Annotated in this window: 17 protein-coding genes; 1 reads left to right on the top strand and 16 read right to left on the bottom strand. The window is 33.6% G+C overall.

What is annotated here, in order from left to right:
• Window positions 1-199: 199 nt before the first annotated feature.
• Together AC1RRN_RS17725 and AC1RRN_RS17720 are read right to left on the bottom strand one after the other, a co-directional pair.
• Window positions 200-634, bottom strand: coding sequence for a DUF6526 family protein (locus AC1RRN_RS17725; RefSeq protein ID WP_492968578.1), 435 nt, complete (start codon window positions 632-634; stop codon window positions 200-202).
• Between the two features lie 382 nt (window positions 635-1,016).
• On the bottom strand, window positions 1,017-1,505 hold the full coding sequence (locus AC1RRN_RS17720) for a DNA-deoxyinosine glycosylase (protein ID WP_492968577.1): 489 nt from the start codon (window positions 1,503-1,505) through the stop codon (window positions 1,017-1,019).
• Between the two features lie 209 nt (window positions 1,506-1,714).
• Between AC1RRN_RS17720 and AC1RRN_RS17715 the strand changes: the two genes are divergently transcribed.
• Window positions 1,715-2,749 carry a helix-turn-helix domain-containing protein gene (locus AC1RRN_RS17715; RefSeq protein ID WP_492968576.1) on the top strand — a complete coding sequence of 345 codons (1,035 nt, stop codon included), beginning with the start codon at window positions 1,715-1,717 and terminating at the stop codon, window positions 2,747-2,749.
• A gap of 212 nt (window positions 2,750-2,961) precedes the next feature.
• Here the strand turns inward: AC1RRN_RS17715 and AC1RRN_RS17710 are convergent, their stop codons facing one another.
• From AC1RRN_RS17710 to AC1RRN_RS17645, 14 genes are all read right to left on the bottom strand, one after another.
• Window positions 2,962-4,161 carry an NAD(P)/FAD-dependent oxidoreductase gene (locus AC1RRN_RS17710; protein ID WP_492968575.1) on the bottom strand — a complete coding sequence of 400 codons (1,200 nt, stop codon included), beginning with the start codon at window positions 4,159-4,161 and terminating at the stop codon, window positions 2,962-2,964.
• Window positions 4,158-4,688 carry a low affinity iron permease family protein gene (locus tag AC1RRN_RS17705; protein ID WP_492968574.1) on the bottom strand — a complete coding sequence of 177 codons (531 nt, stop codon included), beginning with the start codon at window positions 4,686-4,688 and terminating at the stop codon, window positions 4,158-4,160. The genes AC1RRN_RS17710 and AC1RRN_RS17705 overlap by 4 nt, the downstream gene beginning before the upstream one ends.
• An 18-nt stretch (window positions 4,689-4,706) precedes the next feature.
• Entirely contained in the window at window positions 4,707-7,523 is a 2,817-nt protein-coding gene (locus AC1RRN_RS17700; RefSeq protein ID WP_492968573.1) for an AsmA family protein, read from the bottom strand.
• 119 nt (window positions 7,524-7,642) lie between these two features.
• A complete protein-coding gene (locus AC1RRN_RS17695; RefSeq protein ID WP_492968572.1) occupies window positions 7,643-8,500 on the bottom strand; it encodes an MlaD family protein in 858 nt (285 codons plus the stop codon).
• A 25-nt stretch (window positions 8,501-8,525) separates the two neighbouring features.
• Entirely contained in the window at window positions 8,526-9,305 is a 780-nt protein-coding gene (locus AC1RRN_RS17690; protein WP_492968571.1) for an ABC transporter ATP-binding protein, read from the bottom strand.
• A complete protein-coding gene (locus AC1RRN_RS17685) occupies window positions 9,302-10,066 on the bottom strand; it encodes an MlaE family ABC transporter permease (protein ID WP_492968570.1) in 765 nt (254 codons plus the stop codon). The genes AC1RRN_RS17690 and AC1RRN_RS17685 overlap by 4 nt, the downstream gene beginning before the upstream one ends.
• Window positions 10,067-10,337: 271 nt before the next feature.
• A complete protein-coding gene (locus AC1RRN_RS17680; RefSeq protein ID WP_492968569.1) occupies window positions 10,338-12,608 on the bottom strand; it encodes a glycosyltransferase in 2,271 nt (756 codons plus the stop codon).
• Window positions 12,589-13,668: a glycoside hydrolase family 130 protein gene (locus tag AC1RRN_RS17675; RefSeq protein WP_492968568.1), complete on the bottom strand. Its 1,080-nt coding sequence runs from the start codon at window positions 13,666-13,668 to the stop codon at window positions 12,589-12,591. The genes AC1RRN_RS17680 and AC1RRN_RS17675 overlap by 20 nt, the downstream gene beginning before the upstream one ends.
• A gap of 315 nt (window positions 13,669-13,983) precedes the next feature.
• Complete coding sequence (locus tag AC1RRN_RS17670) at window positions 13,984-14,451, bottom strand: DUF1440 domain-containing protein (RefSeq protein ID WP_492968567.1); 468 nt, start codon at window positions 14,449-14,451, stop codon at window positions 13,984-13,986.
• A gap of 41 nt (window positions 14,452-14,492) precedes the next feature.
• The gene (locus AC1RRN_RS17665) at window positions 14,493-15,002 is read right to left on the bottom strand and encodes a DinB family protein (protein ID WP_492968566.1); all 510 of its coding nucleotides are present in this window, start codon (window positions 15,000-15,002) and stop codon (window positions 14,493-14,495) included.
• A 9-nt stretch (window positions 15,003-15,011) separates the two neighbouring features.
• Window positions 15,012-15,398, bottom strand: a complete 387-nt coding sequence (locus tag AC1RRN_RS17660) for a VOC family protein (RefSeq protein WP_492968565.1) — start codon at window positions 15,396-15,398, stop codon at window positions 15,012-15,014.
• A gap of 276 nt (window positions 15,399-15,674) precedes the next feature.
• Entirely contained in the window at window positions 15,675-15,884 is a 210-nt protein-coding gene (locus AC1RRN_RS17655) for a hypothetical protein (protein WP_192188068.1), read from the bottom strand.
• 12 nt (window positions 15,885-15,896) lie between these two features.
• On the bottom strand, window positions 15,897-16,277 hold the full coding sequence (locus tag AC1RRN_RS17650; protein WP_492968564.1) for a DoxX family protein: 381 nt from the start codon (window positions 16,275-16,277) through the stop codon (window positions 15,897-15,899).
• A gap of 620 nt (window positions 16,278-16,897) precedes the next feature.
• A complete protein-coding gene (locus AC1RRN_RS17645; RefSeq protein ID WP_492968563.1) occupies window positions 16,898-18,316 on the bottom strand; it encodes a TolC family protein in 1,419 nt (472 codons plus the stop codon).
• Window positions 18,317-18,392 lie beyond the last annotated feature (76 nt).

The following is an 18,392-nucleotide window of genomic DNA, read 5'->3' as shown; positions in this document are numbered from 1 at the left end:
GAAAACCGGACTGCGTGAGGGATAGAAGCAGTCCGCCGCAGCGGAGCGGATAGCCCGACAGCTTTTAAGAAAAGGCCCAATGAACGCAAAGTTGATTGGGCCTTTTTTTAAAAGGTGGCACGCCCTTATTAAAATTATGAGTTATGAATTATAAGTTAACAATAAAACTAAAAACTCATAATTCATAACTCATAACTTTTTAAACTCTATTATAATCTGCTTTCCAGTGGACTATGGCTTTTTTTATGGCGTCGCCGGTTAGGCTATTTTTTAGGGTGTCTTCTATAAGAGGGAGTAATTCGTTATCTGGTGCGAATCTTAGGGCAAATATTTGATCGTCGGTTAATTTGTATTCGAACTCTTCCAGTCTTTTTCCGGTTAGGGTGAAATATCGATAGCGAAGTTCTAATCTTACGATTCGGTTTTGCAAAATTAACGCGTAATGCTGGCGCAACATAAAAGCGAGACAAAACAGGAATATAAAACCGACACTTATAAAGGCCCAAATTAACGGCTGATCTGTCGTAAATGCAAAGTAAATACTGGCAAGAAGAAAGATTGTTAGAACTGGATAATAAACAAAATGATGAGGAGTGTAAAAACGTATGTGGTTGTAATAGGTTTGAATTTTCATAGTTTTTGTATTTAGGCTTAAAGTTAAAAAAAGAAAAGCTACCCTATGAATAGAATAGCTTTTTTTTCAAAATAAACTAACATAACCAATGTTTCTTATATATAAACCCGAAAGATTGTCTTTGGGTTTTCTTAGTGATATCTATATTTTAAAAAAAGCCTCAATTGCATGTAAATCAGTTTCAAATGGCTTTATTTCTTTAAAGTAAAATTAGATTTATTGGTGCTGTTTCTTGTTATATTTTAATTTGATAATGTTATATGATTTCAATATTTTTTTTTTGAGAATGGAATATAGAGTATAGAAAATAGATTTTAGAACCAAGATGCAAGATGCAAGATGCAAGAGTAGGGCTTATTGCCTAAAGCTTATTGCTTACAGCTTACAGCTTATTGCTTACAGCTTTTTCCCATTCTTCAAGTTTTGATTGGAAAGGTTTTCCTGCGTTTGCGGGGCTTGTTGATGGTAATGTTATCAGGTGATATTCTTTTTTTAGATGCACATATTTTTTGAAAAATGCAGCTGCTTTTTGACCGTTGAAAAGAATGGTTTTTATGTTTGGATGTTCTTCTAAGAATGTTTCAAAATCATTGGCTATTTCATTTTTTATGGCGCTGTCCAGACTTCCTATGCGATCGCAGAATTGTAGTACATCCCATAATGCAATGTTATTTTTTTTCAAAAGTGCTTTTCTGGTTTGGTAATCATTCGAGAAATTTTCTTTGAGAATAAGGAACATAAACTTCCAGAAATTATTCTGATTGTGTCCGTAATATTGATTCAGTTCTAATGATTTTGTTCCGGGCATTGTGCCTAAAATCAAAATGTTAGCGTTTTGTGAAGCGATTGGAGCGAATGAAAAGCTTTTCATATTTTTTACTTAGATATTCTCAGAATTAATAAGTGTTAAAATAATCATTTATAAGTAATTATAAAACAAATTAGAAAAATTATATAACATTTTTAAAGCGTCACTAAACGAACTTTGAAGTTCTAGATTTTGTAGTATTCAGCCACTTTTATGAATCTCTTTTAATCGAAATCTATAAATATAGAATCTCAATTTTAATTACAGGCAAAATGAAAACAGTTACTATTAATACAGAAAAAATTAGCACTATTTTTGAACAGTTACACTCTAATTTTGGAGGAAAAGTGACTTCTGATTTAGATGAATTTACTTTAGAAGTTAATAATAGTACGGTAAGAGGATCAATTATTGGCGCCTCTTTTAATGACAATATTTCGTACGTGCAATTCGACATGAATTTTGCTGTTGATGTTCGAATTGATATTACCAATGTACAATCGTCGCCTATTTATTTTGCGTATTGTTCTCAGGGAAGCCTGTCACACAGTTTTGGTGTTTTGGGTGAAGAAAGAAAGTTTAAAACTTTTCAGACTGCCATTGCGACTTCAAAAGTAAGTCAGGATACTATTTTGTTTTTTGAGAAAGACAAGAATACAAAATTTACCTTAATCATTGTTGGAACTCAGGTTGCTGATAACCAACTTTATGCTTTGGATAATTCTTTGAGCGATAAAGTAAAAGAAACCTTTTTTGAAAATAACAATGCCGAAGATTTCTTTTATCTAGGTTCTTACAATCTTCAAATTGCTGAAAAAATAGAACAATTAAATGCGGTATCTCAAACCGGAATTGTTAGAAAACTGCTTAAAGAAGGTATCTTGAGAATTATTTTGGCAATGGAAATTCAACAACATTCTGACGATTTAAATGCTTTTTCAAAAGATGCAAATTGTTTGACTTTAAGAGAAATGGAAGAAATAAAAGAACTTTCAGAATTCATCAAAAATTCTCCAGAAGAACCTTTTACCATTAAATCATTGAGCAAAAAATCAGGTTTGTCTCCAAATAAATTACAAGAAGGTTTCAAAATGATTCACAATCGCACCGTAAACGATTATATCACCCATATGAGAGTTTTAAAAGCAGAATTGTTAATTAGAACTTCAGACTTAAATATCTCAGAAATAGTATACTGCATTGGTTTTACAAGCAGAAGTTACTTTTCAAAAATCTTCAAACAAAAATTCAATTGTAGTCCAAAAGAATATAAATTTAATTTGAATCCTTTGGCGATTACTGCGTAATTGCAGGCTCAAAGCGGCAAAGGTTCAAAGGGACAGAGGTTTATTTATTCGGTTTTAATTTTTAGGAGCTATTTCCTGCTGTCCTTCCAAATCTTTTGTGTCGAACCCCGGCACAAAAGGATTTTCCCTCCCATCAGGGCTAGGGCATTCGTTTTCATAAGAATGAGCAAAGCGAAAAAAAACCTTTGTCCCTTTGAAGCTTTGCATCTAATTTACCTCCCAAACTTATAATACTCCAAATCCTTATTTTTCTTATTATTAATTGAATCTAAAATTGAATTCATTCCCAAAACACTAAAGGTGATTCCGTTTCCTCCAAAACCTAAAACGTAATGTTCATTTTTGTCCGGATTTGGTTTTCCGAAATAGGGAAGTCCGTCTTGTGTTTCTCCGAAAGTTCCTGCCCAGGAATAGTCAATTTTAAAATTGATATCAGGAAATTTTTTCTGGAATTGCCTTAAAAGCATTTGTTCTTTTTTAGGCAATAATTTATCTCTTCTTTTAGGATCTTTAAATTCCTCGTCGCCACCTCCCATAATAATTCGGTTATCTGAGGTTGCTCTAAAATAAAAGTAAGGTGAGCCTGTATCCCAAAAAATAGCATTTTTAAAAGAATTTGGAATTTCCGGTAAAGCTTCAGAAGCGATGACATACGTACTTTTAAGATCTACTACTTTTTCTGTAAGTGTTTCAGTACTTTCATAACCGCTGCAATGTATAATATGATTTGCGGTAATAAGATGCCTGTTTTCGGTATGGGCAATTAATTTTCTTTTTTGATTTTGGATGGAGGTAATATTGGTTCGATCAAAAACCTGCATTCCTTTTTGCTGGCAATAATGCAATAAGTCATGCGCCAGACGATACGGATCCATAACGGCAGCGGTATTCGATTCTATGGCCGCCATAGCATTTAATCCCATTTGTTTTAAGTCAGATTTTTCGAGCCAGTTGACATTAAATCCGTATTGTTTTCGGGTTTTGAATTCGTGTTTTAAATACGGAATATCCTTTTTAAAAGAACAATAATAAATACTCTTTTTGAATTCGAACTGACAATCGCTTTTTATAGTTTCGATGATGGTTCGCAAATCAAAAATGGCTTGTTTGCCATTTTTATAACTGTCAACAGCACATTCCAAACCTCTTAATTTTATGAGATCATGCAATGAAACATCAATTTCGTATTGAAGTAAAGCTGTACTCGCAGCCGTACTACCGTTGCAAATGTCACGCCGATCTACAAGTACTACTTTTTTTCCTTCGTTGATTAATTTATAAGCAATAAGAGCACCTGTTATTCCGCCGCCAATAATTAAAACTTCAGTGTTTAAATCCTGATCAATCGACGGATAACTGTATCTCATGGCACTTTTTAAAGGCCAGAAAGTTTCTGTTGACCGAAGTTTCATTTCTTAGTTGGTTTTTTTGCAACTTTAGCAGGTTTTGTAGGTTCGGCAGTTTTTTTGGCAGATTTTAGTTGGTTTCTGCTTTTATCTTTTCTTTCGTGTTGATCATGAGCTTCACCAATAGAATGCGAAGTTCTAATGCTTTCGTCTTTCTTAGCCAATTCACTAAGTCTTTGATAATATTTTTGAACGATAATCATTTCCTCTTCTGTCATGCTTTCAATGTCAACCAAACTGTTGCTGGAATATTCGCTTGATGCGACTAGTTCATTTAATTTTAATTGAATGGCAAGCGAGTCTTTATTTTGTGCTTTCTGAATTAAAAAAACCATCAAAAAGGTAATAATAGTTGTTCCGGTATTAATTACCAATTGCCAGGTTTCAGAATAATTGAAAATAGGGCCTGAAACTGCCCAGGCAACAACAATTAAAAAAGCGCCAATAAAGGCAGTTGTACTACCTGCAGCTTTTGAAACTTTGGTTGCAAATTCTTCGAAGGCACTATTGCCTTTTGGTTTTTTCTTTTCCATTCTCTTTTCCATTTTATTTTAACTTTTTCGTTTGCTTACTTTTTCTTCCCGAATAACTTTATTGTTTTTTTCGTCATAAACGGCATCATATATTTTTTGTCCGGTTTTACTGAAAATTTTAATTTTTGGATCATCATGTGTTCCCGTTATCACAATCGGAAAACCCACAAGTCCGCCCGGAGGTAATCCTAATCGCATTCTTAAATCTAATAATCCGTCAAAGCTCGTTGTACCTTTTATAGTTGGTCTAAAACTCGCTACACTAAACGTAAAGGGCTCAATATGAATTAAATTATTATCAATTGTTGATATGATTTCAATTCCTTTCATATCAGGATTATTTAAACCTTTTTGCCCTGTTTGCGAACTAATTCCGTCAAATAATTTAAGACCCTTAACTTGTACATCGCGTAAATTAATTGTTCCTCCACCTTCAAGAGATTCGTAAATTGGCCCCATATTTCCGTTTAAATCTCCTTTAACAGTATAATCAACAGAAATAATTCCCTGTGCTTTTTCGGCTGCGGTCACCATATCATGAAACATGGGAATTTCTTTGTAAGCTCTTTGAACACTAAAATCTTTGGCTGTAAAATGCGCAGCAAAATGGGCAGAAGTTGGTGTTTCATCTTTATAAGAAGCATTAACTCCTAAAATACAATCGATGATATTAAAAGTCGTGTTTTCTAGAAAGAAACCGCCTTTAGCAATTCCGACTTTACCGGAAAGTTTGTTTAAAACGAGTCCGTTATATTCTATTTTATCTGCATTTGTGCTAAGTGAGACATTTAAGTTTTTTGGAATAATGACAACGCCGCTCATTTTTGGATGATCTTCTTTGGCATATTCCACTTCAAGGTTTCGGTCTTTATTTTCTCCTTTTTCAAGTGCCATAAATTCATCCACATTAATCAATTTAGATTTCATGTTGAAACTTCCGTTTAAAGTACCGTGCGATTCGAGGAAATAATTTATTGTATTCAGAAGATATCCGTTAATATCAAAATCAGATTTTCCATAAGAAGCGTAGAATTTTTCAAACCACATCTTCTCATTCTGAAAACGAAAATTTCCTTGTTTGATAAAGAAAGCTTTCGGAAATAATTCTGATGTTGCTTTAATATTTCTCAACAAAAGAGTTCCCCGATTATCGAGTTTATCATATTGTCCGGTAGTAGCATAACTTTGTTTTCCTTTAAGTGAAAGATCAGCTTTTGCATATCCGGTCACGTCAAGGCCTTTTTGAGAAAAGACCTGATAAATTCGGCCCACATTCAATTCACCTTTTATTTTGGCATTATAAGCTAAATCGCTAAAATCAGAAAGTGTTGCATTTACATACATCGGATTTCCCTCAAAAACAAAAGAAGCAGGCGCCACGGCAATAATTAAATCCTGAAAGGTTCCGGCTTTATTCAACACATTGGCTACAAAAGTAATATCAGTAATGGGGTTAGGATAGGATTCTGTTTTAAGCCAGCCCTGACGCAAAGAAATTCCGCCAATGGTTTTAGGAAATAGTTTTTTTGACGTACTAAAAAGACCTTTGGCTTTGATATCCGTTTTTAAAATTCCTCTTAAATCTATTGTGTTTAAACCGATAGCGGCATCAACTACAGCGAGATCTAAAGCACCTTTAACACTGGCGTCGACAGTCATTTCACTAAGCCCTTTACTTCTTAAATAAGCATTGAAATAATCTTTTTCGCCTACTTTAAATTTTAAGGTTCTTAAATTTATAATTAATTTTTCAGGGTCCAGTTCTGGTAACAAAGCATTCAAATCCATGTTGAAATCCGTCAACGGAACGGGCGCATTTTGATAATTAATGGCACCGTTATCAATTTTAAGATTGAAAGCTAAATTTGGTTTTTGTTTTTTAGCGACATTATAATTTCCTTTAAGGGTAAAAAGCAAATCACTTCGGCCTGAAATTTCTGTTTCTTCCAGCCAGGTCAAATATTCCGGAGGCATAACCGATAATAAATCTTTTACAGTTGTATTTTCTGAAGCGGCTTTGATATTAATTTTATAACCATCTCTCAAAATGGTAAACAAACCTGTAAATTTTAAAGGTAATTTATTGATTTGCAATTCATTTTTTTGAAGAATAAACGAAAGTGCATGCGTATTGATTCGGGTAATTAAATCGGCATGAACTTTTTTTCGTCTGACATAACCGGTTCGGTCATAATAAAAATCGAGTTTATCAATATCGGCATCGGTGCTTAAATCGAATATGTCTTCACTTAGATTTCCTTTTCCAACATAATTGAAACCATTGGCATCAACCAAAATTTTTGCTGAACGATCATTGTATTTAACGTGACAATCTTCAAGATCGATGCGTTCTAATCGAATAGCCGTTCCTTCATCTGGTTTGTCTTCGTTTTTAATATTTTTATCTTTTGGGTCAGAAATATAAATGTTATAATTGGCTTCTCCTTTTTGATTGACCATTATATTGATCATTGCTTTAGAAACGTATAGTTTGTTGATTTTTACTTCATTGTCAAAAATCAATCTTTTCAAATTAATTCCAAAAGCGACTTGTTCTGCTTTTATTAAAGTATCGTTTCTAAAAGGCGCTGAACCTGTCATAGACAAATTATCCAGCGAAACCGTTAGTGATGGAAAATGAGTAAAAAAGGACAATCTGGATTTCGAAAAATCCATTTTAGTATCTAAACGTTCGTTTGCAATTTTCTTTACTTCGGATGCGACTGTTCCTGGGAATAGCAACGGAATTAAAAACAATAATAGCAAGATACTTGCTATTACAATTCCTGTCACTTTCAGGATTTTTAGGCTTATATTTTTATAGGAGGCTTTCATAAATGTCTTTTTAAATTTCTAATAGTTATGTTTCTGTGTATTGTATTAATACACAGAAACATAGTTTTTGGAACAGAAAGCAATCGTTTTATTTCTATAGGTAGAAAAGGATTTTCAAATTAAGATTTTGCTTTTTCAGCCTGCGCTTTTTTGGCATCTTGTTCTTTCTGTTTTTCTTCTTTAGCTTTTTCTTCTTTGGCCTTCTCGTCTTTTTCTTTCTCTTCTTTAGCCTTTTGTTCTTTTTCTTTCGCGTCTTTTTCAGCCTGATCTTCTTTTTTCTCTTTGGCTTCTTCAGCTTGTTTTTCTTTTTGTTTCTCTTTTTTCTTGAAGTAGCCTCTAAATAAGAAATTGCTTTTTGCGGCTTCCATATTTTCACTAAATCCTTTTGTACCGGATTCTAAATTAGAGAGTGTATTCGAAACGCTGTTGGCCATTTTATCATCACGAACCAATCTTGCTAATGCACCGTTTCCGTTATTCATACTATGGCTGAAAATGGCTAATTCTTCAGAAATGACTCCAACGTTATCCATGCTTTTTTTAACGCTTTTCATAATATCGTTCATTTCGATTCCTTTAAGGGAGGCTAATTGTCCGCCATTTTCAATTATTTTCGTTGATTTTACTCCCGGAGAAATGGTTAAAACTTTATCGCCCATTAATCCGTCAGAACCAATGCTGGTACGCGCATCTGTTTTAATAAATTCTCGCACTTCATCTTTTATGACCATTGAAACCACAACCGAAGAATCGTTTATTAACCTAATTTCTTCGACCGTTCCGATATTAATTCCCGAAAAACGAACATTGTTTCCGACTTCTAAACCACTTACGGTTTTAAATTGTGATGTAATATTGAATGTCGAGCCAAAAAGGTTTTTTTGTTTTCCAATGAAGTAAACTGCCAGTATAAATAGCAATAAACCTATTGTTACAAACATTCCTAATTTCCAAGTATATCCAGATTGCTTCTCCATGATTTCTAATAATTTATTTTTTGGTTTATTCGAAAAAAGAACGAACCCATTCGTCTTCGTCTTTTTCTAGTTCTTCGTATGTTCCTTCAGCGTGTATTGCGCCATCTTTCAAAACCATAATTCGGTCGGCTGTAAGCTTTGCGCAAGCCATATCGTGTGTAATGATGATAGAAGTCGTTTTTTGCTTGTGTTTGATATCTAATATTAATTCGCTGATTTCTCTCGATGTTATCGTGTCTAAACCTGTTGTAGGTTCATCGTATAAAATAATTTCCGGTTTTAAGATTAAAGTTCTGGCCAGGCCAATTCTTTTTTGCATTCCTCCGGATAATTCAGAGGGCATTTTGTCAATGGCATCGCCTAAACCAACACTGTCTAACGCTTCCATTACTTCACTTTCGATTTGTTCAGCTGTCAATTCTTTTTTGTGTTTTCTTAAAGTAAAAGCCAAATTTTCTCTAACCGACATCGAATCGTATAAAGCGCCGCTTTGAAACAAAAAACCAATGCGGACTCTGATTTCGTTTAGCTCTCGTTTACTTAGATTTAGTACATTTTCATCAAATACTTTTATCTCTCCTTTATCAGGTTCAATCAATCCTACGATACATTTGATCGTAACTGATTTTCCAGAACCGGAGCGTCCCAAAATCACTAAATCTTCACCTTTATTTACGGTTAGATTTACGCCTTGTAAGACCTTGTTGTCTTTACCAAAAGTTTTATGCAAGTCCTTGATCTCAATCATAGGAGTTTTTTCCTTTTCTTTTGTCTTTGTTTCTATATTTTCTTTCTCTTTAATCATTGTACAAAGAATAAATCGGTTATTTGAACTGCGACCATATCAAGAATAAAAATGGCTAAAGATGCCGTTACCACTGCAGAATTTGCTGCTCTACCAACACTTTCGGTTCCGTTTGCTGCATTAAAGCCTTTATAACATCCAATCATTCCGATAAAAAATCCGAAGAAAAATGTTTTGATTGTAGCTGGAAAAAGATCTAAAAATTCTAGTGATTGAAAAATTTGAGTCATATAACGGTATAGATTCACATCACCATGAATATTAACCCCAATATAACCTCCCAAAATCCCAATAGCATCTGCAAAAAATACTAGCAAAGGAACCATTAAGGTACACGCTAAAATTCTCGTTACTACTAAATAATTATAAGGATTAATTGCTGCAACTTCCATTGCGTCAATTTGTTCTGTTACTTTCATAGAACCTAGCTCGGCACCAATTCCGGAGGAGATTTTTCCTGCACAAATCAAAGCGGTAATTACCGGAGCGATTTCTCTTATCAGCGAAAGCGCGACCATTCCGGGTAACCAGGATTCTGCTCCAAATTTGACTAATGTTGGTCTGGATTGCAGCGTAAGTACTAAACCCATAATAAAACCGGTTATCGCAACTAAAGGCAATGATTTATAGCCAATAACATAACATTGTTTCAAGAACTCTTTGGCTTCATAAGGAGGAACAAAAACCTCCTTAAAAAACTGTTTTGCAAACAAAGTTGCATTTCCAATTTCGGTGAATGTATTTTTTAAAGTGAGAATCATATTATGTTTTAGTTTTTGTTTGAAAACCTTTATATATCAACTGCTTATAGAATTGACTATGCCTTGATTATCAAGGATTAAAGTTATCTTATAACTAAAGAAAATACATTACAGAACTTTGTAGGAACTTTATATAATTAACATTGAGGAAAACAATAATAGTAAAGAAACGACGTTAAGAGACCTTTACAAAAACAAAAAATCCCTTCTTCGAAAAAAAGGGATTTCCTGGGTTTATAGCGTTTTGGCCAGTCTTATTATCGCTATAGTATTAAGAGTTAATCGCTACACCTGAATTTGATTTCATTAACGGAATAACTTTAGTATCAGATAATTTAAGGTTTTCCATTATTAATCGGGATGTTAAATAACATACTGTTGATTCTGCCCCCTGGTTTAGGTTAACGTTTTCTTTTTCTAGTCCGTCATAACCACCACCGCTTACAGGATTATACATAATTTGATTCAAATGATTTTTTCCTAAAAACCAGTTGAAGGCCATTTTCATTTTATGTTTATATTCCGGTGTTCCAAAAGCATCGTAAAATGAATTTAATGTATGAATGGTGTAAGCAACATCAATTGGTTGTTCGCCGTATTCTTTTGGCTCTTCACCTTTGTGCAGCCATCCGTTGTTCGAAATAACTTTGAAATTTTTATTGATAAACATTTTCGACATTAAGAAATCTAATGAATCCATTGCTACTTTTTTGTAGATTGGTTTATTGGTTACCAAATGTGCATATAACATTGATTCTGGTAAAATTCCATTTCCGTAAGTCATATAATTTTCAAACCATTTCCAATCGCTTGAAGCGTGAATTTCGTAGTTAGAAAGTAGTTTTGCATTCAGTTTATTGATAATTGCTGCAACGTATAAATTGGGAACAGCAGTATGGTATAAATAAAGTCCTTTTGTTGCAAAACCAATTGAACGTGGCGACTGAATCGTTTCTGCCCATTTTAAAGAATTCAATAACACTTTTGACGCTTTTTTAGAAATAGATTCCGGTAAAATGTCAGACATTGAAACCACAGTTCCTAATGCCCATAGACCCCTTGCATTTGAATCTTCTAAATTAACTTCGGCATTTTGTTCAATATGTTCTCTGTTTTCTTTATCGACATAATTGATAAAATTCCCTTTCGGTTTTTGACAACGCTCAATAAAATCCAAATAAATTAAAATATAAGGTAAATCATCTTTGTCTTTTGTTAGTTTGTAATGCATACAAAAAGCAATAAGAGCACGTGCATTATCATCTAAAGTATATCCTGATTCAAGATCAGGAATCGAGATTTTACTGAATTGTATAATTCCCAAATCTGTAGTTAATTTTTTAATATGTCTCAACTGGATTGAAGGATAACTAAATTTAATTTCAGAAGAATCCTCCATTAGAGTTTTATACGTATTCATGTGCGTAATCGCTACATTTTCCCAAGAAGAAGCTCTTGTTTTTGTGAAAGCGTTAATACCCATTTCTGTTCTCAAATTATCATCTGAAAGCAATTTGATAGTTGCTTCTGAAAATTGATCTACGTTTCCGATATCAACCAGAATTCCACAATCAGAAGTTAAAACTTCTAAAGTATGCGGGATTTTTGAAGCCACCATTGGACAAGCACAACTCATTGCATAAGAAAATGTGCCGCTTACTGCCTGATTTGGATCTTTTGAAGTAAACAAATAAACATCAGTCGCTTTCAAATAATCTAATAATTCGTTTGTATCCAGATATTGATTGATAAAGCGTACGTTGTCTTTTAAATTTAAATCTTCAACAATACCTTCTAATTTATCGCGGTATTCATCAACGCCGTCTTTAATTAAATTTGGATGTGTTTTTCCAATAATTAGATATAAGACATTTGGTTCTTTTTCGATAATTTTTGGTAAAGCCTGAAGTCCTGTTTCAATATTTTTTCCTTCACCCAAAAGGCCAAAAGTAGAAAGTACTTTTCTGTCCTGAATGTCGAATTTCTCTTTTGCCTGATCAGGAGTTTCATAAATTACAATATGAGTTCCGTGCGGTACACAAGTAATTATTTCTTCACTGATGTCATAATCTTTCATCAAAATTTCTTTTGACTGATTGGTCATAACAAAAACTGAATTGCTGTAACTCAACAACAATTTTACAAAGGTTTTCAATTCGTTATTCGGGTTTTGAATAACAGAATGAAAAGTATAAGTAAGGGGTTTTTTGTTTACGTTTAAAAAGTCTAGCAAATAATCGCCATAGTTTCCTCCAAATAAACCAAATTCATGTTGAATATGAACCAATTTTACCGATTTGTCATTATTGATTTGTTCGGCAACTTTAGCATATTCGGCTTTATCTTTTGTGTTTAAGGTAAACGCCTGCGTTGGTTTTGCTTTTGGTTCATTCACCAATTCACAAATTTCACAAGTTACTGATTTACCAAAAACATCTGTAATTCCTTTAATGGTATCCTGCGTGTAAGTAGCGATTCCACATTGCGTTGGTGGAAACGTTGATAGAAAAACTATTTTCGATTTATTTGATATCGTTTTCATTGGGATTCTGTTTTAATTCCGTTAATAAGTCGTTTAGGTTCAAAGAAGCCACCGCAATTTTGTCATCGGCGGCACCGTAATAAATATATAATTGGTCATCAAAAATGGCTGTTCCGGTTGGAAAAACCACATAATTTACATAACCGTGTCGTTCATAATGTTCTGCCGGCGTAATAATTGGTTTTGGCAATCGGGCCAAAACTTTTTGTGGATTTTCGAGGTCTAATAATGCTGCCGAAGCATGATAAACCAATCCTTTTTCTCTTTTTTCTGCTGAATGGTAAATTAATAACCAGCCATCTTTTGTTTCGATAGGAGGTGCGCCCGGACCAATATGGCTTGTTTCATGATCGTATTTTGGCTCCATCACAATATGATCTGGTAAGTTTTTTAAATACGCTTTCCAATATTCCGGCGTCAATTCACTTTTTTTCTCATAAGAGAAAATTTGAATGGAGGGAAATAATCGGTGTAACCCCACAAATTTTCCGTTTATTTTCTTTGGAAACAGTACTACATTTTTATCCCAAACCAATAAATGTTCTTTCATCGTTTCCGTTAAGGGATAATTTCTAGCGGTATTAAAAGCCAGTATTTTTGCAACACTGGGATTCAATAAATGATTTCTAATAAAGTTTGTAAATTCATGTAATATGAACTTTGGCGTTATAATTCCTTTCTTTTTAAACTTAATAAGGTCTTTTGATGTGGCCAAAGCTCCACTAGCATTTATACCATCATAAGTAACATAAGTCATATAAAAAGTATCATCAATTTTTGTGATACGAGGATCTTCAACTCCGTGAATTTCATAAATATATTCAGGTACAAAAAAGGGCTCTTTATGTCTTTCAACTAAAGTTGTCGGACCTTCAAATCGACAATACCCGATGGTCGAAAAATTTCCTCTTTTAGCAGCTCTGTAAAACATGTGTACTGTATTCCCATCCTGATAAATTGCTGGATTTAAAACCCCTAATTCTTCAAAAGCACGATCTGTCTTTTCTAAAATTACGCCATGTTTTGTAGCGATTAAAGTTTCCGTTGCTGCTAATTCCATATGTTTCCTTATTATTAGATAAAATTAGTTTGCGAATACAGGCTCAATTGATCCAATCGATCAAAAAATTGACTCAAAAGGATTGGTGTGGGAATTATGTAATAAGAAGAGGGGGATTATAAAATTAATGTAAAAAACTGATTAATAAGGTATTGTAATGAGAAATTAATGTTAAGATTAAACCGTTTTAAGCTATTCATAAAAAAAGCGAAACCAGATTATTAGTTTCGCTTTTTTTAGGTATTAAAAATTTTATTTGCGCAAATTTCCGATTTATGATTGTTAACTAATTAAACCGTAAACCGTTTTAATAAGCTATGAACGCAAGGAATAATGTTTCTTAGTAATAAAGGCAATCGGAATTCCAATGCAGAATATTAAAATCAAGATGGATAAAATCAAAGGAAAATCGAGATGTTTTTGCGGAAGCACTGGAAATACTGTTGGCAAAACCACGAGATTCATTATGATCCAGACAAAAATTCCGTACAAAACACCAGATAGTAATGTATTCTTTTTTAGAAAAGTGAAGTACGGATAAATGGTGAAGTAAAACCAGGCAAAGATAAGGGCAATAAAATAATGTAGCAATAAACCATATAATGCCATTTGTGAGCCACCGGAATAAGCGTCTTTTTTAAATATTCCTGAAGCAATGGATTGCAGGATTTTGATTGAAGTTGTTTTTTGCAAAATAGCATCATAAATAATAAGAGCTGCAAGTATATCGAGTGTGCCGGCAATTAAACCGGATAGAAATATGGTTCCGCTTTTTGATTTCATATGGTTTTGAGGTTTGGTTTAGGAAAATTCAGGGTACTAAATTACACTTTGGTTAACATTTTAAAGATGTCATTTAGCTGTTTTGTATGTCGTTGTGTATGAATAAGGGCGAAAGAAATCCATTCTAAAATGGTGAATTTTTCAAATCCGGGAACTTGAAAATCAAGACAAGTCAATGTTAAATCATGAATTTCTGATAAAGTCAATAAATCAGATTCCTTGTTGAGCAGTTCTAAAGTTTGCTCATTTTTATTGTAGTCAATGATTTCGGGTCTCAGATAATCCGGAGAATTCATTTTTATATTGAAATTTAAAAAAAGAGCTTCAATATCTTTAATGTAAAGATCTGATTTTCTATCTGTTTTTTCTGTTTTGCCCAAAAATAATGCAGCATAACCGGAACATGCCTTAAGAATATGTTGCGTTGTTTGTCCCGCCGTCCAGCTTCCTTGATAAGGAACCGTATTTAATTCTGTTTCAGAAAACTTAGAGTGGATTTCGTTTAATTTTTTGAATGTTTCGACAATGTTCGTTTGAAGAGTTGTTTTCATCTTTTTGATTTAAATTGTGAATTCATTTACTGATGTGATCCACCAGACATTTCCAAAAGGATCCGTTACGCCACAAGTTCGGCCATATTCCTGATCGCTTAATCCCATCAATTCTGTTGCACCTTCTTCCAGTGCCTTTTTGAAACTTTCGTCGGCATTGGGAACATAAACAAATAAGTTTGCCGTTTGTGGTTTCCAGTCTTTCGTTGCGTCTGTTACCATAATAGTACTGGTATGAATGGTAATTTCGGCATGCTGTGCCGTTCCGTCGTCCCGCAAGTGAGGGGCGTGTAAAACAGTGGCGTTGAAAACGTTTTTTGTGAAGTCGATAAACTTTAATGCACCGTTTAAAATTAAATACGGCATTACGATTTGATGATTTTTGGGAATATTCATTTTGTATGATTTGATGATTAACGATTATCCAAATTTACAATTTTAAATTAAATATTTAAAAATCAAATGATTATGTTTTTATCTATTGGATTTAAAACGTAGAAAAAATATTTAAACATATAGAAACATAAATTTTATAAAAAAAAGGCAACAAAAAAAAAACTAGTTTTTAACACATAGCTAATGTGTCTATATACTAGTGAAACGACTTTTTAAGATTCCTAAAAGCCATGTATCTATGTGTTAAAAAAAAATAATCAAATGATTATGTTTTTGTCACAAAAGTACTTCGCAATGAAATCCGTACGAATCAAGAAGTTCGATAATTTTTTTATGTGAAATGGAAGCACCATGAATTCGCAGAATTTTATCACAATCTTCCAAATCAAAATTGATAGCACTATTGGGAAAATGCTCAAGAAGTTTCCCCACAATCAAAATAGATTGCTCGACTTCCTGAACATTTGTTTTGAAAACTTCTATCATCGTTTTAAAAGTTTATAACGCGATATTTTTATAGCGTTCGATTTTATGATAATAATGATAGGATATAGCCATAATCACTAAAAAAATTAGTGGGAAAAAGGATTGGAAATTAACTCCGTCAACTGCAAAATGACTTATGGATGCAAATATAAAATCGAAACCAAATCCGGCATAAGCCCATTCTTTTACATTCTTCGGAATTTGTGGAATTACCAATACCAAAACACCTAAGATTTTAAATACGACTAAAGCATTTCCAAAATATTCAGGATAACCCAAATGTCTAATTCCTTCTTTAGCCATTTCAGATTGTGAAGTCAACGCTGGCATAACGCCTTCAAACAAAAAAATAATAATTGTAGTAATCCAAAAAATAATCTTTGCTTTTTTCATGTGGTTTTTGTTTTAAATAGTTATCGGTTAATTATTTAATACAAATCTACTAATGTTATTTTTCTTACGGAACAGTTATTTACGACTATTTTGGGGTCATTTGGGACATTTTGTTATTTTAGATTTTAGAGTTTAGATTTTAGAGTTTTGATTTTAGATTGAAGATTGAAGATTGAAGAGGGAAGAGGGAAGATGCAAGAAAATAGAAAATAGAGTATAGAAGATAGAATGTAGAGGCAAGAAGAAAGAAATCTGCGGGATCTGCAGAATCTGCGGGAGGCTTTTTTAATAAGTAGCCACAAAGTTTTGTCATTCTGAGGACCGAAGGGCTACACTAATAACTCGACAAAGATTGGCTAATTTCTGGATTGACAAAACATTGACGAATTTCTATGCGGAGTTTCTTGTGTGACCCTTCGTTCCTCAGGGTGACAAAAATGCGGATAGAAAAATCCATAAGAAAATACAAAAATCCACGGTAATCCGTGTTTTCGCTTGCGAATCGGGTCATCCGCGTTCAAAAACTTCGTGCCTTAGCGCCTTCGTGGCAAAACAACAAAAAAAACGCTGCAAAACCGAAGTCTCACAGCGTCATCTCAAATAAATAATTAAAACGGGTATTATCTCCAACCGCCGCCCAATGCACGATACAACTCGGTATTGGCAGAAAGTTGTGCTCTTTTTATGTCTGCTAATTCTAATTCGCTTTGCAATAAACTGGCTTGCGCAGAAAGTACTTCCAGATATTCCGCCATTCCGTTTTTGAATAACAAATTGGCATTTTTTATGGCTTGTTGTAATGTCTTTACACGTTCTTGAAGAAAAGCTTCCTGTTGTTGTAATTTTTCAACTGCAACCAGGGCATCAGCAACTTCACTAACGGCTAATAAAACAGATTGTCTGAAAATGATAACGGCCTTTTCTCTTTCCGCGACAGCGATATTATATTGTGTTCTTATTTTTTTATTATTCAATAAAGGTTGTGTTAAACCTCCTGCAACTGTTCCGAATAAAGAAGCCGGAATATTAAACCAATTGCTGGTTTCGAATGAATTCACACCACCTTGCGCTGTAATTCTAAGTGCAGGATAGAAATCTGCTTTTGTGATTCCGACATTTGCGTTAGCTATTTTTAAAGCCAATTCAGCACTTTTTACATCAGGTCTTCTACTTACTAATGAAGACGGAATTCCGATTGCGGCATTGTTTTTAACTGCAATTGAGCTCAAACGAATGGTTCTTTCTTTTGAATCCGGAAAAGATCCTGTCAATACACTCAAAGCATTTTCCTGAATGGCAATGTTTTGTTCCAATAACGGAATCAATTGTGCTGAGTTTAATTTTTGCGCTTCAGATTGCTGAATCGCCAATGAAGTAACTTGTCCGGCATCATATTTTAGTTTGATGATACTTGTTGTACTATCATTCAGTTTCAGGGTTTGTCTGGCAATTTCCAATTGTGCATCCAACATCAAAAGATTGTAATATCCTTTAGAAACATTGGCAACAATAGTGGTTTGCAATGCTTTTTTTACCTCTTCAGATTGAAGATAACCAGCATAAGCTCCTTTTTTCTGATTTTTGATTTTCCCCCAAATATCAGCTTCCCATGAAAGTGTTGCTCCGGCTGTGAAATCATTAATATGATTTTGACCCAAAGCCTGACCAAGGTTTTTTCCTGTAAAACTATTGTCTGACGGATTGCTTGTGCTGGCATTAACACCCAAATTCACCTGAGGAACATTATTCCATTTTGATTGTGTAAATCGGTATTGCGCAATTTCGATGTTTTTAGTGGCGATTTGTAAATCGTTATTTCGAACTACTGCGCTATCGATAAGCTTGATAATATCTTTTTCTGTAAAGAAGTTTTTCCACTCCAAATCGGCAATACTCGTCGTATCTTTTGAAACCGATGCATTCCTGAAATTCTCAGGAAGTGCATCTTTTGGAGTTTCAATATCCTTCGAAACAGAACAGGATATCAATGTGGTGATCAAAATAGCGACCATCACGATTTTGGTTATATACTTTTTCATTTTATAAGTTGTCATTAAATTTCTGTACAAGTATCTTTTTTAGTTTCAAGATCTTTTGAGATTCTGTACGATATAT

It is taken from the genome of Flavobacterium sp. GW821-FHT11G01 (assembly GCF_058808175.1).
The sequence above is the reverse complement of the archived record's forward strand: the minus strand, read 5'-3'. Positions and strand labels throughout refer to the sequence as shown.